The 25,825-nt window shown below is 62.8% G+C and carries 23 protein-coding genes and 2 tRNA genes; 22 read left to right on the forward strand and 3 right to left on the reverse strand.

Annotation, left to right across the window (positions count from 1 at the left end):
• Positions 1–17: 17 nt before the first annotated feature.
• The 3 genes from OSH12_RS03070 to OSH12_RS03080 form a co-directional block, all read right to left on the reverse strand.
• Positions 18–3,134 (reverse strand): M15 family metallopeptidase, encoded by a 3,117-nt coding sequence (locus OSH12_RS03070; RefSeq protein ID WP_266342021.1) that lies wholly within the window; start codon positions 3,132–3,134, stop codon positions 18–20.
• A gap of 254 nt (positions 3,135–3,388) precedes the next feature.
• Positions 3,389–3,751 (reverse strand): helix-turn-helix domain-containing protein, encoded by a 363-nt coding sequence (locus OSH12_RS03075; RefSeq protein ID WP_266342022.1) that lies wholly within the window; start codon positions 3,749–3,751, stop codon positions 3,389–3,391.
• Between the two features lie 92 nt (positions 3,752–3,843).
• Positions 3,844–4,071, reverse strand: a complete 228-nt coding sequence (locus OSH12_RS03080; RefSeq protein ID WP_266342023.1) for a hypothetical protein — start codon at positions 4,069–4,071, stop codon at positions 3,844–3,846.
• A 511-nt stretch (positions 4,072–4,582) separates the two neighbouring features.
• On the opposite strand from OSH12_RS03080, the gene OSH12_RS03085 reads away from it, so the two are divergent.
• From OSH12_RS03085 to proS, 22 genes are all read left to right on the forward strand, one after another.
• Positions 4,583–4,659: transfer RNA gene (locus OSH12_RS03085), tRNA-Asp, on the forward strand.
• A gap of 145 nt (positions 4,660–4,804) precedes the next feature.
• A tRNA-Asp gene (locus tag OSH12_RS03090) sits at positions 4,805–4,881 on the forward strand.
• A 483-nt stretch (positions 4,882–5,364) separates the two neighbouring features.
• Positions 5,365–5,673 carry a hypothetical protein gene (locus OSH12_RS03095; protein ID WP_266342024.1) on the forward strand — a complete coding sequence of 103 codons (309 nt, stop codon included), beginning with the start codon at positions 5,365–5,367 and terminating at the stop codon, positions 5,671–5,673.
• A gap of 450 nt (positions 5,674–6,123) precedes the next feature.
• Positions 6,124–6,489 carry an NADH-quinone oxidoreductase subunit A gene (locus tag OSH12_RS03100; RefSeq protein WP_266331905.1) on the forward strand — a complete coding sequence of 122 codons (366 nt, stop codon included), beginning with the start codon at positions 6,124–6,126 and terminating at the stop codon, positions 6,487–6,489.
• Positions 6,480–7,058 (forward strand): NuoB/complex I 20 kDa subunit family protein, encoded by a 579-nt coding sequence (locus OSH12_RS03105; protein WP_266331904.1) that lies wholly within the window; start codon positions 6,480–6,482, stop codon positions 7,056–7,058. Before OSH12_RS03100 ends, OSH12_RS03105 begins: the two co-directional genes overlap by 10 nt.
• Positions 7,059–7,067: 9 nt before the next feature.
• Complete coding sequence (locus OSH12_RS03110; protein WP_266342025.1) at positions 7,068–7,697, forward strand: NADH-quinone oxidoreductase subunit C; 630 nt, start codon at positions 7,068–7,070, stop codon at positions 7,695–7,697.
• Positions 7,698–7,705: 8 nt separating this feature from the next.
• Positions 7,706–8,896 (forward strand): NADH-quinone oxidoreductase subunit D, encoded by a 1,191-nt coding sequence (locus OSH12_RS03115; RefSeq protein WP_266342026.1) that lies wholly within the window; start codon positions 7,706–7,708, stop codon positions 8,894–8,896.
• Positions 8,896–9,744: an NADH-quinone oxidoreductase subunit NuoE gene (gene nuoE / locus OSH12_RS03120; RefSeq protein ID WP_266342027.1), complete on the forward strand. Its 849-nt coding sequence runs from the start codon at positions 8,896–8,898 to the stop codon at positions 9,742–9,744. Before OSH12_RS03115 ends, nuoE begins: the two co-directional genes overlap by 1 nt.
• A gap of 11 nt (positions 9,745–9,755) precedes the next feature.
• Positions 9,756–11,063 (forward strand): NADH-quinone oxidoreductase subunit NuoF, encoded by a 1,308-nt coding sequence (nuoF, locus tag OSH12_RS03125; protein WP_266342028.1) that lies wholly within the window; start codon positions 9,756–9,758, stop codon positions 11,061–11,063.
• A 3-nt stretch (positions 11,064–11,066) separates the two neighbouring features.
• Positions 11,067–13,160: an NADH-quinone oxidoreductase subunit NuoG gene (gene nuoG / locus OSH12_RS03130; RefSeq protein WP_266342029.1), complete on the forward strand. Its 2,094-nt coding sequence runs from the start codon at positions 11,067–11,069 to the stop codon at positions 13,158–13,160.
• A gap of 7 nt (positions 13,161–13,167) precedes the next feature.
• Positions 13,168–14,214: an NADH-quinone oxidoreductase subunit NuoH gene (nuoH, locus tag OSH12_RS03135; RefSeq protein WP_266342030.1), complete on the forward strand. Its 1,047-nt coding sequence runs from the start codon at positions 13,168–13,170 to the stop codon at positions 14,212–14,214.
• Positions 14,214–14,702, forward strand: coding sequence for an NADH-quinone oxidoreductase subunit NuoI (nuoI, locus tag OSH12_RS03140; protein ID WP_266342439.1), 489 nt, complete (start codon positions 14,214–14,216; stop codon positions 14,700–14,702). Before nuoH ends, nuoI begins: the two co-directional genes overlap by 1 nt.
• 69 nt (positions 14,703–14,771) lie before the next feature.
• A complete protein-coding gene (locus tag OSH12_RS03145; RefSeq protein ID WP_266342031.1) occupies positions 14,772–15,380 on the forward strand; it encodes an NADH-quinone oxidoreductase subunit J in 609 nt (202 codons plus the stop codon).
• A 21-nt stretch (positions 15,381–15,401) separates the two neighbouring features.
• Entirely contained in the window at positions 15,402–15,710 is a 309-nt protein-coding gene (gene nuoK / locus OSH12_RS03150; RefSeq protein ID WP_266331896.1) for an NADH-quinone oxidoreductase subunit NuoK, read from the forward strand.
• Between the two features lie 8 nt (positions 15,711–15,718).
• Positions 15,719–17,794 (forward strand): NADH-quinone oxidoreductase subunit L, encoded by a 2,076-nt coding sequence (gene nuoL / locus OSH12_RS03155; protein ID WP_266342032.1) that lies wholly within the window; start codon positions 15,719–15,721, stop codon positions 17,792–17,794.
• A 10-nt stretch (positions 17,795–17,804) separates the two neighbouring features.
• On the forward strand, positions 17,805–19,316 hold the full coding sequence (locus OSH12_RS03160; RefSeq protein WP_266342033.1) for an NADH-quinone oxidoreductase subunit M: 1,512 nt from the start codon (positions 17,805–17,807) through the stop codon (positions 19,314–19,316).
• 16 nt (positions 19,317–19,332) lie between these two features.
• Positions 19,333–20,772, forward strand: coding sequence for an NADH-quinone oxidoreductase subunit NuoN (nuoN, locus tag OSH12_RS03165; RefSeq protein WP_380223772.1), 1,440 nt, complete (start codon positions 19,333–19,335; stop codon positions 20,770–20,772).
• A 1-nt stretch (position 20,773) separates the two neighbouring features.
• Positions 20,774–21,613 (forward strand): biotin--[acetyl-CoA-carboxylase] ligase, encoded by an 840-nt coding sequence (locus OSH12_RS03170; protein ID WP_266342034.1) that lies wholly within the window; start codon positions 20,774–20,776, stop codon positions 21,611–21,613.
• Positions 21,610–23,289, forward strand: a complete 1,680-nt coding sequence (locus OSH12_RS03175) for a ribonuclease J (protein WP_266342035.1) — start codon at positions 21,610–21,612, stop codon at positions 23,287–23,289. Before OSH12_RS03170 ends, OSH12_RS03175 begins: the two co-directional genes overlap by 4 nt.
• 40 nt (positions 23,290–23,329) lie before the next feature.
• Positions 23,330–23,734, forward strand: coding sequence for a methylmalonyl-CoA epimerase (gene mce / locus OSH12_RS03180; protein ID WP_266342036.1), 405 nt, complete (start codon positions 23,330–23,332; stop codon positions 23,732–23,734).
• A gap of 5 nt (positions 23,735–23,739) precedes the next feature.
• Positions 23,740–24,000, forward strand: coding sequence for a DUF1467 family protein (locus OSH12_RS03185; RefSeq protein WP_266342037.1), 261 nt, complete (start codon positions 23,740–23,742; stop codon positions 23,998–24,000).
• Between the two features lie 500 nt (positions 24,001–24,500).
• Complete coding sequence (gene proS, locus OSH12_RS03190) at positions 24,501–25,823, forward strand: proline--tRNA ligase (RefSeq protein WP_266342038.1); 1,323 nt, start codon at positions 24,501–24,503, stop codon at positions 25,821–25,823.
• The last annotated feature ends 2 nt before the right edge of the window (positions 25,824–25,825 follow it).

Genomic DNA, 25,825 nt, shown 5'->3' on the forward strand with positions numbered 1-25,825 from the left:
CTGGTGCCTATGCTGGCCTAGCGGTGGGACCTGATGGCGAAGTGGGGCTTGTCCTTGAGGCTCTTCCAGTCAGCACCGACATCGAGCTTGATGCCGAGTTCCTTGGCGGCCTGCTTCATGGCCTTGACGATCTCCGCCTGGGAGGCCGACTCGAAGTTCACCGCCCCCTCTGCGTCGATAGGCCAGAGGTCCACGGCGTTGCCGTCCAGGTGGTCACTGTCTTCGGTCTTGCTCCATCCCCACTCGACAGCCTTCTTCTGGCTGGCTGCATCACGCTTGCCGGACCCTATGACGAACTTGATGCCCGTCTTCTCCTGGGCCCGTCTGATCACGTCCTGGAGCCCTGGCTTGAGGGTCTTGAGGTTGGCCTCGTGGTTCGCCACGGGGTCGCTATTCCACTCCTGGAACTTGGCCACCTGTCCCGCTCGGCCCTCGCCATCCACGTCAGGGATCTTGGCGTAGGCCCTGGGTGCGTTCGGGGAGCCAAGGGAGGCGGTGAGCCTCTCGGAGGAGTGTCCGGGAGGCCCCCCGTGGAGGGCCTTTATGACCTGCTGCGGGGTGGCTGCTGCCCGCTGGCCCTTGTAGGTTCCCCTACCGTTCGCCTTGGGCAGCGAGGCCCACTCGGCTGAGAGGTTGTTGAGGAACGTCTTGTCGTCCATCTGCCCAGCCTGCCACTTGGAGAGGCCACGACGCTCAAGAAGGTGCATCGCCATCCGGTCCTGCATCTTCTCATCGAACATCTCGTTACCCTTGAGGCCGAGATCCTTGCGGAGACTACGCAGGGTGGTGCGGACGATCTGATACCGGCCGGACGCCGAGGAGTTCCACCTGTTGTTCTTGTGGCGCAGCATCTTGGTCTGCATGGCGTCCACCTGGTCGAGCGTCATGCCGACGAGGTTCACGTCTCCGCCCGTGTAGGCCCCGTAACCCAGGGTCTCATTGTAGCCGTTCCTGCGGTCAGTTCCCTCGGTGTGTCCGATGAGGCCGAGGATGCCGTCCATAGGCACGCCAGCCTTGCGGAGGGACTCCACCCGGGGCGGGGCGCTGAATAGGTTCGTCAGCTTCTCGCGTGTCTCGGGGGAGACCTCAGAGGTATCCGGCTGGATGGAGTTGGTGATGGTCGGGTCGATCCCATCTCCGCTCTCACCCATGATGGCCTGCGTCTCCTCGTGAAACATCCGGTTGGCTTCCTCCAAGGAGACCCCGTTGCGCTGCGAGAAGGACTCGACGGCCCCCTTGCGGGCTGGACTCAGGGTCTCGAAGGCCGGAGGCGGGGTCGTATTGTTGTCGCCTGACGTTGGGAGGCCATTCGGTGCGACCTGCTGGTTCGCTGGGGGAATGACCGGCTCGGGCTCGCTTGCGAATGGGTCCTTCTTGGGCCCATTGGGTCCTGCCATCAGGTTGTCACCCATAATGCCGAGTGACCCGAGGGCGGACTGCCACCAGCTTCCTGCATCCTCCTGGGCGTACCCGGTGGCATCCTGGACGGCGTTCATGGTGTCCGTCACCGCGTCCGCTGACGCCTGGTCGGCCTGGCCCTTGGCCTCGGCCTTTGCGGCCTGCTGTGCTGCCAAGGCGGCGGCGTCAGCCTTCTGGCGGTCTGCATCCGACTGGTAGGTGTTGACGTACTCCCCGGTGTCATCCTCCTGGAGCCGGGAGCGGATGATCGTGGCAGCTTCCAGCGCCGCTTTCTCCTTCTCCATCATGGAGGCGTCGGGGTTCCGTTTCTCCCAATCGAGGAGGAGATGGCGGTAGTCGTGCAGAGCTTCGAGGGCCTCGGAGGAGAGCGGCATGTCCCCGCTGATGGCGGCCTCTGTCTTGGAGAGGGCGGTTGCGTTGGTCAGGAACCTGACGGTGTCCTTGGCGGTGGGGGCAGTGAAGATGCCGCCGTCATCCTGCGCCTTCTTCACGGCAGCCATCCGGTCGAGGGCCTTCTGGTAGGTCGCCTGATTCTTAATGACGCCGGCATCCCGCATCGCGTTGATATAGCCAATGCCAGCGCCGCTATGAATGTTCTCCCAGACGGGCATCAGACCCACATCCTCCTCCTGCTGGAAGCCAGTCTTGGCGGAGGTCTTGGCGTCCTGGAGGGTCTTGCGGATGTCGCCATCCCTGCGGCTCAACTTGACGATCAGCTCCTCGGGGACCTCCTTGTTCTGATAGATGAGGGCGTAGGCCCCGGCCTTGTCGGCCTCCTGCTGGGCCTTCTCTTCCGCCTCGCGCTGCCTGGCGATCTCCCCACCCGTGGCACCTTGAGCCGCCGTGATGCGGTTCTGCGAGGCAGTCATGGCCTCCCGGATCTTGGGGGCGAAGTTCATGGGGTGCTCCTTGCCGGGGAGCTTCTTGTCGAGGAGCTTGAGGACCTCCATGTCGGAAGTCCGCTCGGCCTGGAGGAGGATGGAGTCAACGATGAGCTGGTCCACCGGGGCTTCCTGCTCACCCCGGGCGAGCGCCTCGGTGCGGACCTCGATGGTCTTGTCCCAGAAGGCGTTCCAGTCGGTCGTTCCCGTGGCCCTACCGTCGTCCAGGGTCTCAGAGAGGGCGTGGGTGATGGTCGCGCCTGTGGTTGCCCGTGCTCCCTCCTTGATGCGCTCGTCACGTTCCGTCTGGAAGGTGTTGAGGCCACCCATCGTGACGCGCTCAAGGTGCGGGGCCAGGCCCTGAAGGACCTCGGGGTCCTGCTCCTCGCCCACGTTGTCGGACATCCACTGGGAGGCCCACGCCGAGTAGCCCGCGCTGTCCGCATCATGGCGTCCCTCCCAGGACTGGTAGTCGAGGGAGGACTTGTCACCAAGGCGGAGGCCCGCGAGGTTGCCCTGGGACTTCTTGTAGGAGGCCATGTAGACGGGCGAGGAAGATGCCGGGACCAAGCCCTGCTTGACTGCCTCGGCCCAGCCCACCTGGTTGTTCCGGTTGAAGTCCACAATGGCCTTAGCCTCTTCGGCCTTGTCGTTCTCCCCCTTCTTCTTGTTGAGGTAGCCCCCGAGGCCAGAGTCGAAGGCGGCCAGACCCTCGGCCAGCTCGTGCAGTGAGGAACGGCCTGGTTCTGCCGGACGGACGTAGGTGTCTACCGGCGAGGCCACACCCTGAATAGCGCTGGGTGCGGAGACCTCACGTACTTGCTGACGTGCCATTGTGATGGTCCTTTCGTGACAACAAAAAGCCCGCGTCCTCACGGTCGAGACCTGAGAGGAGAGGCGGGCGGATGATTGATCGGGTGAGAGAGGGTGGGAGGCCGGAAGTTGCTGCTACAAGGCGGCGGAAAAACGCGATGGGGCGCTGGGCCCCATCATATGCGCACCTATTGGGTCGCAGGATCCGATTGTCCCATCAAGTAGGAGGACATTGGGCACGGTCCCCATGTGTAGGCGGCGACCGTGCCGCTGCGCTAGTCGGCCTTCTTTAGGATCAGATCCAATTGGCGAATGAGACCCCTACCTGTCGGCGTCAGGCGGAACATCTTCTTCCGTCCGCTGTGGGGATGCTCTCGGGTCTCCACCAAGCCCAGTCCCGGCTTGTCCTCTCGGTAGCGGTGTCCGAGGTAGCGTGTGTGCTGCGAGAGCGAGCTGGGAGAGGTGCCTATCTTCACCGCGAGGTCCTCCAGGCTCATCAATTCACCGGCGCTGTCCACATGGTCCTCCCAAATAGCGACACCGAGGAGGGTCAAGGCGACGGTAACCGGGATGTCTCGATGCTCTGCCAGTAGCCTGCGGTTGGCCTCGAACAGTGCGCGTACGTGTCTGGTACTCATGGAACTCTTTCCCCCTGGAGAACGCGGAGGAGTGGCCCGGTGTCAGGCTCACTCCCCTTGATGGCGGCGCTGGTGCTACTCGGTGGAGGGCTTCAAACGTGACGGGGCGCACCCTGTCCGGCTTCCTGATCGATCCTCCAGGCGTCCACCCAGGGCGTCAGGTCGGCCCCAGAGGTCCAGTCGATGAGGAACTGGCGGACTTCGAAGTCCTCGATGTGCTCGATGGCGAACCCCATGGCGCTCTCGGGGCTCTTGAGGAGGGCGAGCATTTCAGTGTCTGTCGTGGCAGCTGTCAGGGCGGGGAGGATGTTGGTGGTCATAGGAAGGTCTCCATAGGGTAGAAAATGCTAGGTTTGACTGCTATGGTTTTGTCATCGGAAGCGTCGAAAAACGTAATGTTTTCAATGCTTGGATTGTGGGGGAGGTGATTTCGAGTCTCTCATCGCCCACCATGCCTCCGCGCCACGCGCGCCGGCCTCCTGAGCCCCTCAATCACCTTTCGAACAATCTCCCCGTCGATACCCCGGATCGCCTCCAGCGGGCCTCTGTGTCGATTCTGGACCGTAGGTCTCCGGATCTGGCGACGCCTGCTTGTGCCGCTCGCCCGGGACGTCGAAATAGTTGGCTTCGATCCGGCGGGAGCGCGCTGCCTGCGGCTTGCGTTTGGGGTGTGCTGGTCGCCCTTTTGGCGGTGTCGTGCGGTTTTCGTCGGCTAAACCGGTTTTCCACAATCGTGCTGGATCGCGTGCTTGACTTGGATAGGTCGGTACCGTACTTCAGCGCTCAACACGACGCGGTGACGAGCCGCGGCGCCCCGAAAGGGACCCCAGCGGGGGTGTAGCTCAGTTGGTTAGAGCGCCGGCCTGTCACGCCGGAGGTCGCGGGTTCGAGCCCCGTCACTCCCGCCATTCATTTTACCGAGCATCGGATTGCATCGCGTCAATCTGCTTGGAATGCGGATTGGAAGCCGCATCGAGCCTTCAGGGCTTGTTGGTCTTCCGGTCTGACTGCACGGTGCGGCCAAGGCTGCATCGACCCGAAAGGGGCACCCGCGGGGGTGTAGCTCAGTTGGTTAGAGCGCCGGCCTGTCACGCCGGAGGTCGCGGGTTCGAGCCCCGTCACTCCCGCCATTTCTTTCCCAGAGACTTTTCCTATCGGTCGCCGCCCCAGGCAAGCTTTGCTTGTCCGCGACGCTATTTGGCTTCGCAGCATCTGGCGCGGCCAGTGCCTGTCTCGTGCCGAGCCCGGGGCAGGGGCTGTGGGCTCATGTCGAGTCGGGTGGAGCCTCCGTGCTGCCCAACGTCTCGATCGCCGTTACGCGGCCCCGCAGGGCTTCGGATCGCTATCCGCGGCGAGCTGGCAGTGGGCCCGTATCGTGAAAAGCTATGTCCTGGCAAACAACACTCCGAATGAATGAGCGGTGCGCGCGGGATGTCGGTTGTCGTCGCGGCAGTCGCCGAGAATACACCGATGAAACGACGCCTGGTGCTCGAATACTTATGCTGCGACGCAGCGACATTAATATTAGATCGATGTCCGTGATAAGTTTATCCTTCGTTTGCTGACGTCGTTCACGAATGATTCGCGCTCGGTCGGCTTCTTAGGGAGTTCACATGGAAACTCTACTGCCTTTGATCATTCAGGTGGTCGCCGGCTTGATTGGCGGCAATGCAGCCGGCTCGGCGCTCAAGGACAAAAGCCTCGGCACAACCGGCAATTCCATCGCCGGTGGCATCGGCGGTGTTATTCTCGGCCAGATCTTGCAGGCCGTCATGGGAGGCGCAGCTCCTGACGCCGGCGCGGCAATGGCTGGCATGGATATCGGCAAGATCGTGACGGACGTGGTCGGCGGCGGTGCCGGTGGCGCTATCCTGACGGCCATTGTCGGCATGCTGAAGAATCAGGCTTCCGGCGCCCGATAGATCCTGATCGGTGCCCCGCGCACGGCAGCATCCATCTCGGCCAGCTTGAGACAATGGGGGCGATTCGCCCCCATTTTTTTGTCAAAACGCTCGCTATGGTGAACCGTTCGCTTTGCGGGCTTTCTGGCCGGTTTTCCATTCCGTCTGCGGGACATCTCGCCGCACGCGAAATTCCTTTCATTCTTCCAGTTCTAATTTTTGTCGGTTTTTGGCCGCGATGCGGTAGGTTGGCCTTCCGGGACGCCTTTGACGGGCGGGCTTGGGGCTTGCCACGTCTGGTCGCCTCCGATAAGCCTCGCCTATGTTTTCGACCGCCGCCCCGGCGGATCGCCGCTTTTCCTCGCGGCCGGCCGATACCTTAGTAGACTGAAACGCTTGGCGGCCTTTTTGCGCCGCACCATCCAAGAGCAGCGGCGCGGCTGTTCGGGATGGAGCAACGGAGCCGGATGCATGGAAGACCTGTTGCGCGAATACCTTCCGATTGTCGTGTTCCTCGGGATCGCTCTCGTCATCGGTTTGGCGCTGCTGATCTCGCCGTTCCTGGTCGCATATCGCAATCCGGATCCCGAGAAGCTCTCCGCCTATGAGTGCGGCTTCAACGCCTTCGACGATGCGCGCATGAAGTTCGACGTCCGGTTCTACCTCGTCGCGATCCTGTTCATCATCTTCGATCTGGAAGTTGCGTTCCTGTTTCCGTGGGCCGTCGTGTTCGGCGATCTCGGCTGGTTCGGATTCTGGTCGATGATGAGTTTCCTGGCCGTTCTCACGATCGGCTTCATCTACGAATGGAAGAAGGGAGCGCTCGAATGGGATTGAGCGGAACCTCGGGCACCCAGGTCGCGCAGCGGCCGAAGGGGCTTGTCGATGCGTCTGGCCGCCCGCTTGGCCATGACGATCCCTTTTTCATGGACGTCAACAACGAGCTGGCCGACAAGGGCTTCCTTGTCGCCGCCGCGGACGACCTGATCACCTGGGCCCGTACAGGCTCGCTGATGTGGATGCAGTTCGGCCTCGCCTGCTGCGCCGTCGAGATGATGCAGGTCTCGATGCCGCGCTACGACGTCGAGCGCTTCGGCTTCGCGCCGCGCGGTTCGCCGCGCCAGTCGGACGTGATGATCGTCGCCGGCACGCTGACCAACAAGATGGCTCCCGCGCTCCGCAAGGTCTACGACCAGATGCCGGAGCCGCGCTACGTCATCTCGATGGGCAGCTGCGCCAATGGCGGCGGCTACTATCACTATTCCTATTCGGTGGTGCGTGGCTGCGACCGCGTCGTGCCGGTCGACATCTACGTTCCGGGCTGTCCTCCGACGGCCGAGGCGCTTCTGTACGGCGTTCTGCTTCTGCAGAAGAAGATCCGCCGCACCGGCACCATCGAGCGCTGAAGGTACAGCATGGAAGAGACCCTCAAAGAGCTCGGTGACTACATCGTCGCGCAGCGCGCGGCCGATGTTGTTGGCTTCGAGGTCGCCTATGGCGAACTCAATGTCACCGTTCAGCGCGAAACGATCGTCGGACTGGTCCAGTGGCTCGCCAGCGATCCGAGCACCGGCTTCATCAGCCTGATCGATGTCTGCGGTGTGGATTATCCGCAGCGCGAACTGCGCTTCGACGTCGTCTACCACCTGCTGAGCCCGACGCGGAACCTCCGCATCCGTCTCAAGCTGGAGACGGACGACGTCACGCCGGTTCCCTCGATCACGTCGATCCTGCCGGGTGCGGACTGGTTTGAGCGCGAAGCCTACGACATGTACGGCATCCTGTTCACCGGCCACCCCGACCTTCGCCGTCTGCTGACCGACTATGGCTTCGAGGGACATCCGCTTCGCAAGGATTTCCCGCTGACCGGCTATGTCGAAGTCCGCTATGACGACCAGCAGAAGCGGGTCGTCTACGAGCCCGTAAAGCTGGCGCAGGAATTCCGCGACTTTGACTTCCTCTCCCCCTGGGAAGGCACCGACTACGTGCTGCCGGGCGACGAGAAAGCCAAGGACGCTCCCAAGCCCGAACAGAAGTCGAGCTGAGGCACGAGATGGCAGAAGCCCAGGTTCGTCCGTTCAATATCAATTTTGGTCCCGAGCATCCTTCGGCGCACGGCGTGCTCCGTCTGGTGCTCGAGCTCGACGGTGAAATCGTCGACCGCGTCGATCCGCATATCGGCCTGCTGCATCGCGGCACCGAGAAGCTGATCGAGACCAAGACCTATCTCCAGGCCGTGCCCTATTTCGACCGGCTCGATTACGCCGCGCCGATGAACCAGGAGCATGCCTTCGCGCTGGCCGTCGAGAAGATGCTCGACATCCAGGTGCCGAAGCGCGGCCAGCTGATCCGCGTTCTCTTCTCCGAGATGGGCCGTCTCCTGTCGCACGTCCTGAACGTGACGACCTGGGCGATGGATTGCGGCGCGCTGACGCCGCCGCTCTGGGGCTTCGAAGAGCGCGAAAAGCTGATGATCTTCTACGAGCGCGCGTCCGGTTCCCGGATGCACGCGGCGTATTTCCGTCCCGGCGGCGTGCATCAGGATATTCCCGAGCAGCTGGTTCGCGACATCGGCGATTTCTGCGATCCCTATCTGCGCCGGATGGACGATCTCGATCGTCTCGTCACCGGCAACCGCATCTTCAAGCAGCGCAACGTCGATATCGGCGTGCTGACGCAGGAAGAGGCGTGGAAGTGGGGCTATTCCGGCGTGCTGATCCGCGGCACGGGTGCCGCCTGGGATCTGCGCCGCTCGCAGCCCTACGAGTGCTACTCGGAGCTTGAATTCGACATCCCGACCGGCGTGCATGGCGACAATTACGATCGTTATCTCGTCCGCATGGCCGAGATGCGCCAGTCGATCCGGATCATGAAGCAGTGCGTGAACCGCCTGCTGACGACCGAGAAGACCGGTCCTGTGTCCTATACGGACAACAAGATCGTGCCGCCGAAGCGCGGCGAGATGAAGCGTTCGATGGAAGCGCTCATCCATCACTTCAAGCTCTACACCGAGGGCTATCATGTGCCCGCCGGCGAGGTTTACGCGGCCGTCGAAGCGCCCAAGGGCGAGTTCGGCGTCTATCTGGTGGCCGACGGCTCGAACAAGCCGTATCGCTGCAAGATCCGCGCTCCTGGTTTCGCGCATCTCCAGTCGATGGACTTCCTGTGCCGTGGCCACATGCTGGCCGACGTTTCCGCGGTGCTGGGTTCCATCGATATCGTGTTCGGAGAGGTTGACCGCTAATGTCCGTTCGTCGTCTCGCATCCGAGCAGCCGGAAAGCTTCACGCTCTCGCCGGAGAATCTGGCCTGGGCTGAGAAGCAGCTGTTGAAGTTCCCGGAAGGGAAGCAGGCTTCCGCCGTGATTCCGCTTCTGTGGCGGATTCAGGAGCAGGAGGGCTGGGTCTCCGAGCCGGCGATCCGCTGGGTCGGCGAATATCTCGACATGGCCTATATCCGCGTGCTCGAGGTTGCCACCTTCTACACGATGTTCCTGCTCGCCCCCGTCGGCAAGAAGGCGCACATCCAGGTCTGCGGCACCACGCCGTGCATGCTGCGTGGCGCCAACAAGCTGATCGATCGCTGCCGCGAGCGCATCCATCCCGAGCCGTTCCATGTTTCGGCCGATGGCAGCCTGTCGTGGGAAGAGGTCGAATGCCTTGGCGCCTGCGTCAACGCACCGATGCTGCAGATCGTCCCGGATACCTATGAAGATCTGACGGTCGAGACCCTCGACAAGCTGATCGACGACATCGAGGCCGGCCGGCCGATCAAGCCGGGCCCGCAGATCGAGCGCCATCATTCGGCGCCCGTCGGCGGCTTCCGCGCCCTGACGACGCCGGAGCTTTATGACGGCTCGATGGTCGGGCAGGGTGCTGGCCTGGCTGCCGCGCGCGAGGCGATCGCCGCCCGCGCCGCCGCCGCCGAGGAAGCCGCCCGCGTCGCTGCCAATCCCGCTCCTGCCGAGCCGCCCGTCGCTCCCGCCGTCAAGGCGCAGGGCGAGGCCGACAAGGAAAAGGTTCCCAATCAGGTCAACCAGACCGTACCGGCTTCGGACCCTGCGGTCCGCCCGGACGCGGCCAAGAAAGAGTAGAGGGGCGGACGATGCTTTCGGACAAAGACCGCATCTTCACGAATATCTACGGTCATCATGACTGGGGCCTGCAGGGCGCGCTGAAGCGCGGCTCGTGGGATGGCACCAAGACGATCATCGAAGCTGGGCGCGACTGGATCGTCGACCAGATGAAGGCGTCTGGGCTTCGTGGTCGCGGCGGCGCCGGTTTCCCGACCGGCCTGAAGTGGTCGTTCATGCCCAAGCAGAACGACGGCCGGCCGCACTACCTCGTCATCAATGCCGACGAGTCCGAGCCGGGCACCTGCAAGGATCGCGAGATCCTGCGCCACGACCCGCACCACCTCGTCGAAGGCGCGCTGATCGCCGGCTTCGCGATGGGCGCGCATGCCGCCTATATCTACGTCCGTGGCGAGTTCATCCGCGAGCGCGAGCATCTCCAGGTCGCCATCGACCAGGCCTATGACGCGCGCCTGATCGGCAAGAACAATGTCCATGGCTGGGACATGGACATCTATGTCGCCCATGGCGCCGGCGCCTATATCTGCGGCGAAGAGACGGCCCTGCTCGAAAGCCTGGAAGGCAAGAAGGGCCAGCCGCGCCTGAAGCCGCCGTTCCCGGCGAACGTTGGCCTCTATGGCTGCCCGACGACGGTCAACAACGTCGAGAGCATCGCGGTTGCCCCGACCATCCTGCGTCGCGGCCCGACCTGGTTCTCGTCGATCGGCCGCGCCAACAATGTCGGCACCAAGCTGTTCGGCATTTCCGGCCATGTGAAGACGCCCTGCATCGTCGAAGAGGCGATGGGTATCCCGTTCAAGGAATTGATCGAGAAGCACGGCGGCGGCATTCGCGGCGGCTGGGACAATCTCAAGGCGATCATCCCCGGCGGCGCTTCCTGCCCGATCATCCCGGCCGACCAGTGCGAAGACCTGATCATGGACTTCGACGGCACCCGCGCCGTCAAGTCGAGCTTCGGCACGGCCGGCGTGCTCGTCATGGACAAGTCGACCGACGTCATCCGCGCCATCGCCCGCATCGCTTACTTCTTCAAGCATGAGAGCTGCGGCCAGTGCACGCCGTGCCGTGAAGGCACCGGCTGGATGTGGCGCGTGATCGACCGCATGGCGCGCGGTGAAGCCGAGAAGCGCGAAATCGACATGCTCCTCCAGGTCACGACGCAGGTCGAAGGCCACACGATCTGCGCGCTCGGCGACGCCGCGGCATGGCCCATCCAGGGCCTGATCCGGCATTTCCGGCACGAGATCGAAGAGCGGATCGACCTCTATTCCCGCAACCCCAGGCCGATTGAGCGGCAGATGCTGGAAGCGGCGGAGTAAATCATGGCCAAAATCATCGTTGACGGCATCGAAGTCGACGTTCCGCCGGACTACACGCTGCTGCAGGCGGCGGAAGCCGCGGGCGCCGAAGTGCCGCGCTTCTGTTTCCACGAGCGTCTGTCGATCGCCGGCAACTGCCGCATGTGCCTCGTCGAGGTAAAGGGCGGACCGCCGAAGCCGACCGCTTCCTGCGCCATGAATGTGCGCGACCTGCGTCCGGGCCCGAACGGCGAGCCGCCGGTCATGCTCACCAAGTCGCCCATGGTGAAGAAGGCACGCGAAGGCGTGATGGAATTCCTGCTGATCAACCACCCGCTGGATTGCCCGATCTGCGATCAGGGCGGCGAGTGCGATCTGCAGGACCAGGCCATGGCCTATGGCGTGGACAAGAACCGCTTCGCCGAGAACAAGCGCGCTGTCGAAGACAAGCATATCGGCCCGCTCGTGAAGACGTCGATGAACCGCTGCATCCATTGCACGCGTTGCGTCCGCTTCACCACCGAGGTTGCCGGCATCTCCGAGCTTGGCCTGATCGGCCGTGGCGAGGACGCCGAGATCACCACCTATCTCGAGAAGGCGCTGTCTTCCGAGCTGCAGGGCAACGTCATCGACCTCTGCCCGGTCGGCGCGCTGACCTCCAAGCCCTATGCTTTCCAGGCACGTCCCTGGGAACTGACCAAAACCGAGTCGATCGACGTCATGGACGCCGTCGGTTCGAACATCCGCGTCGATACGCGTGGCCGCGAAGTCATGCGCGTGCTGCCCCGTCTCAACGAGGCGGTCAACGAAGAGTGGATTTCCGACAAGACGCGCTTCATCTGGGACGGCCTGCGCACGCAGCGCCTCGACCGCCCGTATCTGCGCGTCGATGGTCGCCTGAAGGCTGTTTCGTGGGCCGAGGCGTTTGCCGCCATCGCCGACCGCGTCAACGCCACGTCGGCTTCGAAGATCGGCGCGATCTCCGGTGATCTGGCCGCCGTCGAAGAGCTGTTTGCTCTGAAGGCGCTGATCGCATCGCTCGGTTCGGCCAATCTCGACTCCCGTCAGGATGGCGCGAAGCTGGATCCGGCGCTTGGCCGCGCCAGCTACGTGTTCAACCCGACCATCGCCGGCATCGAGCAGGCGGACGCGATCCTCATCGTCGGCGCCAATCCGCGCAAGGAAGCGTCGGTTCTCAACGCCCGTATCCGCAAGCGCTGGCGCGCCGGCAATGTCCGGATCGGCGTCATCGGCGAACATGTCGACCTGACCTATCCGCATGATTACCTCGGCGCTGGCCCCGAGACGCTTGGCGAAATCGCTGCCGGCAAGGGCTCGTTCGGCGAGATCCTCGCCAACGCCAAGCGGCCGATCGTCATCGTCGGGCAGGGCGCTCTCTCCCGTGACGACGGCAAGGCTGTGCTCGCCGCCGCCGCTGCCATCACTTCGGCTCCCGGCCGTGACGAAGGCTGGAACGGTCTCGCCGTTCTGCACACCGCCGCTTCGCGCGTCGGCGCCCTCGACGTCGGCTTCGTGCCGGCGGAAGGCGGGCTCGATGTTGCCGGCATGGTTTCCGCCGCGGGGCAGGGCGCGCTCGACGTGCTCTTCCTTCTCGGTGCTGACGAGATCGACACGACGAGCCTCGGCTCGACCTTCGTCGTCTATATCGGCACGCATGGCGATGCCGGCGCACACCGCGCTGACGTGATCCTGCCGGCGGCCGCCTACACCGAAAAGTCGGGCACCTTCGTTAATACCGAAGGCCGCGTGCAGATCGCCAATCGGGCAGGCTTCCCGCCCGGCGACGCGCGCGAGGACTGGGCCATTCTTCGCGCCCTGTCCGACGTGCTCGGCCACAAGCTTCCGTTCGACTCGCTCGGCGAATTGCGGAAGGCGCTCTATGCGGCCCATCCGCATTTCGCAGCGGTCGACACGGTCCGCGCCGGCGATATCGCCGACGTGGCGGCGCTGGCTTCGGCCGGCGGCTCGCTCGGCTGGGCGGCCTTCGCCAATCCGATCCATGATTTCTACCTGACCAACCCGATCGCCCGCGCTTCCGCCATCATGGCGGAATGTTCGGCGCTCGCGGCCGGCCAGCTTGCCGCTGCTGCGGAGTGAGGCGGGAATGAACGGCTTCGTCGAAAACTACCTCATCCCCGGTGCGATCATCGTCGGCCAGAGCCTGCTGGTTCTGGTGCTGCTGCTGGTCTTCATCGCCTATGTCCTTCTTGCCGACCGCAAGATCTGGGCTGCCGTGCAGATGCGTCGCGGCCCCAACGTCGTCGGCGCCTTCGGCCTGTTCCAGTCCTTCGCGGATCTGCTGAAGTTCATGCTCAAGGAACCGATCATTCCGTCGGGTTCCAACAAGGGCATCTTCCTGATGGCGCCGCTCGTCACCGTGACGCTGGCGCTGGCGGGCTGGGCCGTGATCCCGTTCAATGCGGGCTGGGTGATTGCCAACATCAATGTCGGCGTCCTCTATCTGCTGGCGATCTCGTCGCTCGGCGTTTACGGCGTGATCATGGGCGGCTGGGCTTCGAACTCGAAGTACCCGTTCCTGTCGTCGCTTCGTGCCGCGGCCCAGATGGTCTCTTACGAAGTGTCGATCGGCTTCGTCATCGTCACCGTGCTGCTCTGCGTCGGTTCGTTGAACCTGTCGGACATCGTGCTGTCGCAGCAGACCGGTCTTGGAACCAAGCTTGGCCTGCCGGGCAGCTTCCTGGACTGGTACTGGCTCGCGCTGCTGCCGATGTTCGTCATCTTCTTCATCTCGGCTCTGGCGGAGACCAATCGTCCGCCGTTCGATCTCGCCGAGGCTGAATCGGAGCTCGTCGCCGGCTTCATGTCGGAATATGGCTCGACGCCGTACATGATGTTCATGCTCGGCGAGTACGCATCGATCTGCCTGATGTGCGCCATGACGACGATCCTGTTCCTCGGAGGCTGGCTGCCGCCGGTCGATATCGCGCCCTTTAACTGGGTGCCGGGCATCGTCTGGTTCGTGCTGAAGGGCTCCATGGTCTTCTTCATGTTCTCGATGGTGAAGGCTTTCGTGCCGCGCTACCGCTATGACCAGCTTATGCGTCTGGGCTGGAAGGTTTTCCTGCCGATCTCGCTGGGCATGGTCGTCCTGGTCGCGGCTGTTCTGCAGACCATGGGATGGGCACCGTGATGCGCCTCGACCAGACCGCCAAGTCGATCTTCCTGACGGAATTCGTCTCCGCCTTCTTCCTGGCGATGCGCTATTTCTTCGAGCCGAAGAAGACGCTGAACTACCCGTTCGAGAAGGGGGCGCTGAGCCCGCGCTTCCGTGGCGAGCATGCGCTGCGCCGCTATCCGAACGGCGAAGAGCGTTGCATCGCCTGCAAGCTGTGCGAGGCGATCTGCCCCGCCCAGGCCATCACCATCGAGGCCGGTCCGCGCCGCAACGACGGCACCCGTCGTACGACGCGCTACGACATCGACATGGTGAAGTGCATCTATTGCGGCTTCTGCCAGGAAGCATGCCCGGTCGATGCCATCGTCGAGGGGCCGAATTTCGAATTCGCGACGGAAACGCGCGAGGAGCTCTACTACGACAAGGAAAAGCTTCTTGCGAATGGTGACCGGTGGGAGCGCGAGATCGCGCAGAATATCAGCATGGACGCACCCTACCGCTAGGCGGGTTGTGGTTCCGACGCAATTTTGGAGGGGCGCCGCGGCTTGCCGCGCTGTCCGAGGGCACGGATCATGATCCTGCATACCATTTTCTTTTATCTGTTCTCGGGCATCACCATCGCCTCCGCGCTGATGGTGATCTCGTCGCGTAATCCTGTGCACTCCGTGCTGTTCCTGATCCTCGCCTTCTTCAACGCGGCCGGGCTCTTCGTCATGCTCGGTGCCGAGTTCCTGGCGATGATGCTGGTCGTCGTTTATGTCGGCGCGGTGGCGGTGCTGTTCCTGTTCGTCGTCATGATGCTCGACGTCGACTTCACGGAACTGCGCCAGGGCTTCCTGCAGTATCTGCCGGTTGGCGGACTGATCGGTGTCGTGTTGCTGGCCGAACTGTTGATCGTCCTGAGCGGCTGGGCTTTCGCGCCCAATGTCGCCGGCAATCCGGTTCAGCCCATTCCCGACATGGCTCAGATTTCCAATACGGAAGCGATCGGGCGGTTGCTCTACACCCACTACATCTTCTTCTTCCAGACCGCCGGCTTCGTGCTGCTGGTGGCCATGATCGGCGCCATCGTGCTGACCCTGCGCCACAAGCCGCGCGTCAAGCGGCAGAACATTGCCGACCAGGTCGGACGGACGCAGATCGTCGAGCTGCATTCCGTCGAACCCGGCAAGGGCATCTGAGCGAGAGACGAGGAAAAAAACATGGCAATCGGTCTCTCCCATTATCTGTCCGTCGCGGCGATCCTGTTTACGATCGGCGTGTTCGGCATCTTCCTGAACCGGAAGAATGTGATCGTCATCTTGATGTCGGTCGAGCTCATCCTGCTCGCCGTCAATCTCAACTTCGTCGCGTTCTCGTCCTTTCTGGGCGATCTCGTCGGTCAGGTCTTCGCGCTTCTGGTCTTGACCGTCGCGGCCGCTGAATCGGCCATCGGCCTCGCCATCCTCGTCGTCTACTTCCGCAACCGTGGCTCGATCGCGGTGGAAGACATCAACATGATGAAGGGCTGAGGCCTGCCATGTATTCAGCCATCGTCTTCCTCCCGCTTCTCGGCTTCTTCCTTGCCGGCGCGATCGCTCTCTATGGCAGCTACTCCGCTGCCATGGTCGGCGCGCCCAAGGATGGCACCGACACGCATGATGACCACGCGCACGGTCATGATCATGGGCATCATGCTCACGATGATCACGGCCATGACGATCACGGCCATGATCATCATCACGCATCGGCGCCCGGTTCGCGCCCTGCGGAACTGATCACCACCGGCCTGCTGCTGGTTTCGGCGGCCCTGTCGTGGATTGCCTTCCTGACCATCGGTTCGCCGGAAGGCGAAACGGTCCGGATCAAGGTTCTGTCGTGGGTCACGTCAGGCACGCTGTCCTTCGACTGGGCGCTGCGCGTCGACACCTTGACCGCCATGATGCTGGTCGTCGTGACCTCGGTCTCGTCGCTCGTCCACGTCTACTCGATTGGCTATATGAGCCATGACGAGCATCGTCCGCGTTTCTTCGCGTACCTGTCCCTCTTCACCTTCGCCATGCTGATGCTGGTGACGTCGGACAATCTGTTCCAGATGTTCTTCGGCTGGGAAGGCGTCGGTCTTGCCTCGTATCTGCTGATCGGTTTCTGGTTCAAGCGTCCGGCCGCCAACGCCGCCGCCATGAAGGCTTTCGTCGTCAACCGCGTCGGCGATTTTGGCTTCGCGCTCGGCATCTTCGGCATCTTCGTGATGTTCGGCTCGGTCGATTTCGACACCATCTTCGCCAACACCGGCAGCGTCGCCGGCCAGACCATCCATTTCCTGTCGTGGGATTTTGATGCGCTGACCGCGATCTGCATCCTCCTGTTCATCGGCGCGATGGGCAAGTCGGCGCAGTTCCTGCTGCACACCTGGCTCCCGGACGCCATGGAAGGCCCGACCCCGGTCTCCGCGCTGATCCATGCCGCCACCATGGTGACGGCTGGCGTGTTCATGGTTGCCCGCATGTCGCCGCTGTTCGACCTGGCGCCGACGGCGCTGACGGTCGTGACCTTCTTCGGTGCGACGACGGCGTTCTTCGCCGCAACGGTCGGCCTGGTGCAGAACGACATCAAGCGCGTCATCGCCTATTCGACCTGTTCGCAGCTCGGCTACATGTTTGTCGCGCTCGGCGTTGGCGCGTATGGCGCGGGCGTGTTCCACCTGTTCACGCACGCCTTCTTCAAGGCGCTCCTGTTCCTCGGTGCCGGTTCGGTGATCCACGCCGTCTCGGGCCAGCAGGACATGCGTCACATGGGCGGCCTGCGGAAGCAGATCCCGATCACCTACTGGACGATGATCATCGGCACGCTGGCGCTGACCGGCTTCCCGCTGACCGCCGGCTACTACTCGAAGGACGCGATCATCGAGAGCGCCTTCGTCGGTCACAACGCCTTCTCCGGCTATGCCTTCGTGCTGACGGTGGCGGCGGCCCTGATGACCTCGTTCTACTCCTGGCGCCTGATCTTCATGACCTTCCACGGCAAGCCGCGCGCTTCCGCCGAAGTGATGAGCCACGTGCACGAGTCGCCGCCGGTCATGACCGTGCCGCTGCTGGTGCTGTCGATCGGCGCGATCTTCGCCGGCATGGTCTTCGCCAACCAGTTCATCGGCGAGGGTTATGCCGAGTTCTGGAAGGGTGCGCTGTTCACCAGCCCGGACAACCACATCCTGCACGAGATGCACAGTGTGCCTGCGCTCGTGAAGTACTCGCCCTTCATCGCGATGGTGATCGGTCTTGCCGTGGCCTACTGGTTCTACATCCGCTCGCCGGAGACGCCGAAGCGCCTCGCGGCGGAGCAGCCGATCCTTTACCGGTTCCTGCTGAACAAGTGGTATTTCGACGAGCTTTACGACTTCATCTTCGTCCGTCCGGCCCGTTGGCTCGGCCGCTTCCTTTGGAAGAAGGGTGACGGAATGGTGATTGATGGCCTCGGCCCCGATGGTATCTCGGCGCGCGTCGTCGATGTCACCAACCGGGTGATCCGGCTGCAGTCCGGCTACGTGTACCATTATGCCTTTGCCATGCTGATCGGCGTCGCTGCGCTGGTCACGTGGATGATGTTTGCGGGTTGAGGGGTTTTAGATGACTGACTGGCCGATCCTCTCGACCGTTACCTTCCTGCCAACGGTCGGCGCACTCCTGCTTTTGCTGATCCGCGGCGATGACGCGGCGGCGCGGCGCAACGTCTATTGGATCTCGCTCTGGACGACGATCGTCACCTTCCTGGTGTCGATCCTGATCTGGATCGACTTCGACAATTCGAGCGCTGCGTTCCAGTTCGTCGAGCGCGCCGACTGGCTCGGCGGCAAGATTTCCTATTCGATGGGCGTCGACGGCATCTCGATGCTGTTCGTCATCCTGACCACGTTCTTGATGCCGTTCTGCATCGTGGCGTCGAAGTATTCCGTGAAGGTCCGCTTCAAGGAATACATGCTGGCGTTCCTGGTGCTTGAGACGCTGATGATCGGCGTGTTCTGCGCGACCGATCTGGTGCTGTTCTACGTCTTCTTCGAAGGCGGCCTGATCCCGATGTTCCTGATCATCGGCGTCTGGGGTGGCCAGCGTCGCGTTTATGCCGCGTTCAAGTTCTTCCTCTACACGCTGCTCGGCTCGGTGCTGATGCTGCTCGCCATCATGGCGATGTACTGGCAGGCCGGCACGACCGATATCCCGACGCTGCTCGAGTACCAGTTCCCGGCCTCGATGCAGACCTGGCTCTGGATCGCCTTCTTCGCTTCCTTCGCGGTGAAGATGCCGATGTGGCCGGTTCACACCTGGCTCCCCGACGCGCACGTCGAGGCGCCGACGGCCGGTTCTGTCATCCTGGCAGGCGTTCTGCTGAAGATGGGCGGCTACGGCTTCCTGCGCTTCTCGCTGCCGATGTTCCCGATCGCTTCGGCCGACTTCGCGCCGCTGATCTACACGCTCTCCGTCGTCGCCATCATCTACACCTCCCTGGTGGCGCTCGTTCAGACGGACATGAAGAAGCTGATCGCCTACTCGTCCGTTGCCCATATGGGCTATGTCACGATGGGCATCTTCACGATGAACGCCCAGGGCGTCGAAGGCGCGATCTTCCAGATGCTGTCGCACGGCATCGTCTCGGGTGCGCTCTTCCTCTGCGTCGGCGTCATCTATGACCGGATGCACACCCGCGAGATCGCGGCCTATGGCGGCTTGGTCAACCGGATGCCGTTCTACGCGACCGCGTTCCTCGTCTTCACGATGGCGAATGTCGGCCTGCCGGGCACCAGCGGCTTCGTCGGCGAATTCCTCGTGCTGGTCGGCATCTTCAAGGTCAACACCTGGGTCGCCGCCTTCGCGGCTTCGGGCGTCATCCTGTCGGCAAGCTACGGCCTGTGGCTCTACCGCAAGGTGATCATGGGCGCGCTGGACAAGGCGAGCCTCAAGTCGATGTTTGACCTGTCGCGTCGCGAGATTGCCATTCTCGTCCCGCTCGTCGTGCTGACGATCTTCTTCGGCGTCTACCCGATGCCCGTCTTCAACGTGACGGGGCAGGCGGTCGATAACTTGATCACCAACTATCAGGCTGCGCTTTCCGCTGCCGGCAAGCTCGCGCTGGCAGCGCAGTGAGGAACTCGGACAGATCATGATGGACCTCGCTACGTTCCCCTCGCTCATGCCCTTCCTGCCGGAGCTCACTCTGGCGGTTGGCGCTCTTGTCCTGCTGATGATCGGCGCCTTCGGCGGCGAGCGGACGACTTCGCTCGTCACGACGCTTTCGGTAATTCTGGTGCTGGTCGCGGCACTCGTCCTGATCTTCGGTGCTGAGGACGGCGTCACCTTCAACGGCGCTTTCGTGCTCGATCCGTTCGCGCGCTTCATGAAGCTGCTGGCGCTGATCGGCTCCGGCTTCGCGATCATCATGTCGACCAGCTACACGAAGCAGGAAAAGATCGCCCGCTTCGAGTATCCGGTGCTGATCCTGCTCGCGACGCTGGGCATGATGCTGATGATCTCGGCAAATGACCTGATCGCGCTCTATCTCGGCCTCGAGCTGCAGTCGCTCGCGCTCTACGTCGTCGCTGCCAGCAACCGCGACTCGGTCAAGTCGACCGAAGCCGGCCTGAAGTACTTCGTGCTCGGCGCGCTTTCGTCCGGCATGCTGCTGTACGGCATCTCGCTGATCTACGGCTTCACCGGCCACACGCAGTTCCAGGGCGTGGCGACCGCGTTGGCCGCCGGTCCGGTCTCGGTCGGCGTCGTGTTCGGTCTGGTCTTCGTCATCGCCGGCCTTGCCTTCAAGGTCTCGGCCGTGCCGTTCCATATGTGGACGCCGGACGTCTATGAGGGCGCGCCGACTTCGGTCACGGCATTCTTTGCCGCGGCTCCGAAGGCCGCCGCCATGGCGCTTCTCGTTCGCGTACTGGTTGGGCCGCTTGGCCCGGCGGTTGCGGACTGGCAGCAGGTCATCACCTTCATCGCGATTGCCTCGATGATCCTCGGCGCCTTCGCCGCGATCGGTCAGCGCAACATCAAGCGACTGATGGCCTATTCGTCGATCGGCCATATGGGCTTCGCGCTTGTCGGCCTCGCCGCCGGCAATGAGTCGGGTGTGCAGGGCGTCCTGATCTACATGGCGGTCTATGTCGCCATGACGCTCGGCGCCTTCGCGGTCATCCTGTTCATGCGCCGCCAGGGCCAGATGGTCGAAGACACCAGCGATCTCGCCGGCATGTCGCGGACCCATCCGGTCGTCGCTTTCATCTTCGCGATGATCCTGTTCTCGCTGGCGGGCATTCCGCCGCTGGCCGGCTTCTTCGCCAAGTTCTACGTCTTCCTCGCCGCCATCGAGGCACAGCTCTACGTGCTGTCGGTGATCGGCGTGCTGTCGAGCGTGGTCGGCGCCTACTACTATCTCCGTCTCGTCAAGATCATGTATTTCGACGAGCCGGCCGAAGCCTTCGAGCCGATGCCGGGCGAGCTCCGCGTCGTTCTCGGTCTTTCAGGATTGTTCGTGATCCTCTTCGTCTTCCTCGCCGGGCCGCTCGGCACGGCGGCGAGCGTCGCGGCCAAGACGTTCTTCTGATTTGACGGAGTTCAAGCTCGGCCGGGCCTCAAGCGACAGTCACTACCGCCTCAAGTTCTTTGAGACGACGGGGTCGACGAATGCCGAGGGCTTGGCGGCCGCGCGTGCCGGGGATCCCGGCCGCTGCTGGTTCGTGACGGCGCAGCAGACGGCGGGCAGGGGGCGCCGGGGACGGCCGTGGGCGATGCCCGTGGGCAACCTCGCCGCTAGCCTGCTCGTTGTCGTTCCCAATCACCCGGCAACCGCCGCGACGCTCGGCTTCGTGGCTGGTTTGTCACTCGACGAGGCGCTGCGTTCGGTCGCTCCCGATCTCGCGTTCCGCATCGGCCTGGATGGTGTTGAGGGTACCGGTGCTGCCGGCCGCCGCGATCGCCTTCGCCTCAAATGGCCGAATGACGTGTTGCTGGACGGCGGCAAGCTCGCTGGCATTCTCCTTGAAGCGGAACCGCTCCCGGATGACCGACTGGCAGTCGTCATCGGCATCGGGGTGAATGTGGTCGCGGCGCCAGAAGGCTTGCCCTATCCTGCGACTGCGCTTGCCGATTTGGGCGTAGGGATCGATGCGGCTCGCTTGTTCGAGGCGCTGTCGGATGCCTGGTCCAGCGTATCCCGTGTCTGGAATGAAGGACGCGGCTTCAAGTCCGTCAGAAAATTATGGCTCGATCGCGCGGCCGGTCTCGGGGAGACGGTAGCGGTTCGGGTAGGCGAACAGGTATTCTCTGGAGTATTCGAGACGATTGACGAGGAAGGCCGCCTTGTCATCCGTTCTCCCGAGGGTTTGATCAGGACCATCGCCGCCGGCGAGGTCCATTTCGGTACAGTGGCGACGTCGAGACAATGAGCGCAAAAAAAGCAGCGACGGACGACTTCGTCTTCCTTCCCCTGGGTGGCGTTGGCGAGATCGGTATGAATCTCGCTCTCTATGGATATGGGCCTTCGAATCGCCGGCGCTGGATCGGCATCGATTTCGGCATCAGCTTTGGCGGGCCGGACCTGCCGGGCGTCGACGTCGTACTTCCCGATATCCGCTATATGGTGGAAGAGCGCGATTTCATCGACGCGATCATCATAACCCATGCGCATGAAGACCATTTTGGCGCGCTGCTCGACCTGTGGCCGCGCCTGCGCGTGCCGGTCTATGCGAGCCCCTTCACCGCCGGATTGCTGAACGCCAAGCGCGCAGCCCAGCCTGGCGCGCCTGAAATCCCGATCACCATCGTCAATCCTGGCGACCGCATCACGATCGGTGATTTCGAAGTCGAATTCATCGCGGTGGCGCATTCGATCCTGGAGCCGATGGCTCTGGCGATCCGCACGCCGCTGGGCACGGTGGTTCACACCGGCGACTGGAAGCTCGATCCCGAGCCTGTCATCGGTCCGCTGACCGATGCGGCGCGATTGGCGGCGATCGGCGACGAGGGCGTTCTCGCGCTTGTCTGCGATTCGACCAATGCCATGCGCGAAGGCCGCAGCCCTAGCGAGACGGAGGTTGGCCGCTCGCTGACCGAGATCGTCAAGGAAGCAACCGGCCGCGTCGCCTTCACGACCTTCGCGTCGAATGTTGGCCGCATCAAGTCGATCGCCCTGGCCGCACAGGCTGCCGACCGGCAGGTTGTCGTCGTCGGGCGCGCGCTTCGCCGCGCCATCGAGGTAGCGACCGAGCTTGGCTACATGGAGGGCTTGCCGCCCTTCCTCGACGAGGAATCTTATGGCTATCTGCCACGCACCAAGGTCGTGGCGATCCTGACCGGCAGCCAGGGCGAGCCGCGCGCGGCCCTTGCCCGGATTGCCGAGGATGAACACAAGTTCGTCGGCCTTTCGCCCGGCGACACAGTGGTGTTCTCGGCGCGTCCGATTCCGGGCAATGAGAAGGCCATCGGCAACATCATCAATGCGCTCTGCGACCAGGGCATTGTCGTCATCACCGATCGCGACCGTCTCGTGCATGTCTCCGGACATCCGCGCCGCGACGAACTGGCGGAGATGTATGGCTGGGTTCGTCCCGAGATCGCCATTCCGGTTCACGGCGAGGCGATGCACCTCTGGGCCCATGCGGCGTTTGCCCGCGATATGGGCGTCAAGCAGGTCGTGCTGACGGAGAATGGCAACATTGTCCGTCTGGCGCCGGGACCGGCCGAAGAGATTGACGACGTACCGGTTGGTCGGCTGTTCAAGGATGGCATCATCATCGCCGACGAGGCGGGGGTGGGCGTTCCGGACCGTCGCAAGCTCGCCTTTGCCGGCCATGTCGCTATCTCCGTCGTGCTCGATTCCAAGGGCGGCATCGCCGTTGATCCCGAGATCGCGCTGACGGGCCTGCCGATCCAGGGTGTGTCCGGTCATCCGTTCGAGGAGACCGTGATGACGGCGGTTCTCGGCACGATCGAGAGCATCCCGCGCGCGCGGCGTCGCGACTCCGAACTCGTCCGCGAGGCGATCCGTCGGTCGGTTCGCGCCTCGGTGCGACAGGCTTGGGGCAAAAAGCCACTTTGCACGGTCTTCGTCGCAATCGTATGAAGCCTTTGCGGGCGTGATGCCTGCGGAAGGATCGTTTGCGATGATTGGCCGACTGAACCATGTAGCGATCGCGGTGTCCGATCTGGATGCCGCGACGCGGATTTACCGGGACACGCTCGGCGCGCGCGTTTCCGCGCCGTTGAGCCTGCCCGAACATGGCGTGATCACGGTCTTCGTCGAACTGCCCAACACCAAGATTGAGCTATTGGCGCCGCTGGGCGAGGATTCGCCGATCGCGAAATTTCTCGCCCGAAATCCGGATGGCGGCATCCACCACCTCAGCTATGAGGTGGACGACATCATCGCCGCGCGCGACCGGCTGAAGGCCGAGGGCGCACGCGTGCTTGGAAATGGTGAGCCGAAGATCGGCGCCCATGGCAAGCCCGTGCTGTTCCTGCATCCGAAGGATTTCTGCGGTACGCTGGTCGAACTTGAGGAGGCCTGAACACCATGCCGATCTACAGCATCTTTGCCGTCTATTTCATCGTCTGGTGGCTGGTGATTTTCATGGTGCTCCCGTTCGGGATTCGCACGCATGAGGAAGAGGGCAATGTCCTGCTCGGAACGACCTCGAGTGCGCCGGCTAACTTGCATCTGGCTCGCAAGGTGATCATCACCTCTGTTATCAGCGCCATCATCGTCTATGGCATTTGGTACGGCTACGTGAAGATGGGCTGGACGGCGGAAGCGCTTAGCCACGTTTCCTTCTGATCCAGTCAAGAAACCCGGCAGTATCCGCAAAAAGAAAAAGGCAAGATCCTCGCGGATCTTGCCTTTTCTAGTTCGCGTTCAACCCCTCAGCCGAGCTTTTCGCTCGATTGGCTTTGATCGAGCTCATTATGGTGAGCTCGGCGGCAGCTGCTTTTCAGCGCGCCAGAGGGGGCTTCCTCCCAAGACCTAGACCGCGTGCCTTTGTTGGAGCCTCGCTTTACTGCGAGGTCCTTTATTGTGACCCGACGTTATCCAATGACTTCGCTCTTGTCATCTAATTGTGCATCGGTAGCCCAAATTTTTTGCGTCAGCATGACTGACCTTAGTCCCGGGATTGCGCCAATAGCCAATTTGGCCGTTCGAATGTGCGTCGATCACCTGGATACCCCGGCACGAGGCTCCTTCATTCGCCGCGACAAAGGCGCCAATTTCCGGGACTTGTGTTTTCGTCCGTCTATGGCTTGATGTGCGCCCATTCGACTCGCTGGAGCCCTTTTCTGATGCGCCTTTCCCGCTCATTCCTGCCGACCCTCCGCGAGACACCGAAGGAAGCCGAAATCGTTTCCCACCGGCTGATGCTCCGGGCCGGTCTTGTCCGCCAGCAGAGCGCGGGAATCTACTCCTGGTTGCCGCTTGGCCAGAAGGTTTTGGCCAATATCCAGCGCATCGTTCGCGAAGAGCAGAACCGGGCCGGCGCCATCGAGATCCTGATGCCGACGCTTCAGTCGGCCGATCTCTGGCGCGAGAGTGGTCGTTACGAGGACTACGGCAAGGAGATGCTGCGTATCGAGGACCGGCAGGAGCGCGAGATGCTCTACGGCCCGACGAACGAGGAAATGGTCACCGACATTTTCCGCAGCTATGTGCGCTCCTACAAGGAGCTGCCGATGAATCTCTACCACATCCAGTGGAAGTTCCGCGACGAGCTCCGTCCGCGCTTTGGCGTCATGCGCGGTCGCGAATTCCTGATGAAGGATGCCTATTCCTTCGACATCGACGAGGCTTCTGCCCGCCGCGCCTACAACCGCATGTTCGTTGCCTATCTGCGCACCTTCGACCGTCTTGGCGTCAAGGCGATCCCGATGCGTGCCGATTCCGGCCCGATCGGCGGCGACGCGACGCATGAGTTCATCGTGCTGGCGGCGACCGGCGAAAGCGCCGTGTTCCTCGACAAGCGGGCGCTTGATACACCGGTACCCGGTGACGATATCGACTTCTACGGCGATCTGACGCCGATCGTTTCGGCCTGGACCGAGAAGTACGCCGCGACCGAGGAAATGCACGACAAGGCCGCGTTCGAGGCTTTGCCGGAAGAGAACCGGGTCGAGGCGCGCGGCATCGAAGTCGGGCAGGTCTTCTATTTCGGCACGAAGTACTCGGAGCCGATGGGCGCCAAGGTTACCGGCCCGGACGGCGTGGATCACCCGGTCCACATGGGCTCCTATGGCATTGGCGTCTCGCGTCTGGTCGCTGCCATCATCGAGGCGAGCCACGACGAGTCCGGCATCATCTGGCCGGAGAGCGTTGCTCCCTACAAGGTTGGCCTGATCAACCTCAAGGTCGGCGACGCCGCGACGGATCTGGCCTGCGACGGGCTGTACGAGCGCCTTACGAATGCCGGAATCGAAGTCCTCTACGATGATGTTGAGGGACGCGCCGGGGCGAAGTTTGCGACCATGGATCTGATCGGCCTGCCTTGGCAGCTGATCGTGGGTCCGAAGGGACTGGCGAGTGGTGAAGTTGAGATCAAGCGACGGGCGACGGGCGAGCGCGAATCCGTTAGCCTGGATACGGCAGTGGCCAAACTTCTGGGCAGCTCTTAACG

Origin of the sequence: Kaistia terrae (assembly GCF_026344005.1) — a bacterium.
GTDB classification, from domain to species: domain Bacteria; phylum Pseudomonadota; class Alphaproteobacteria; order Rhizobiales; family Kaistiaceae; genus Kaistia; species Kaistia terrae.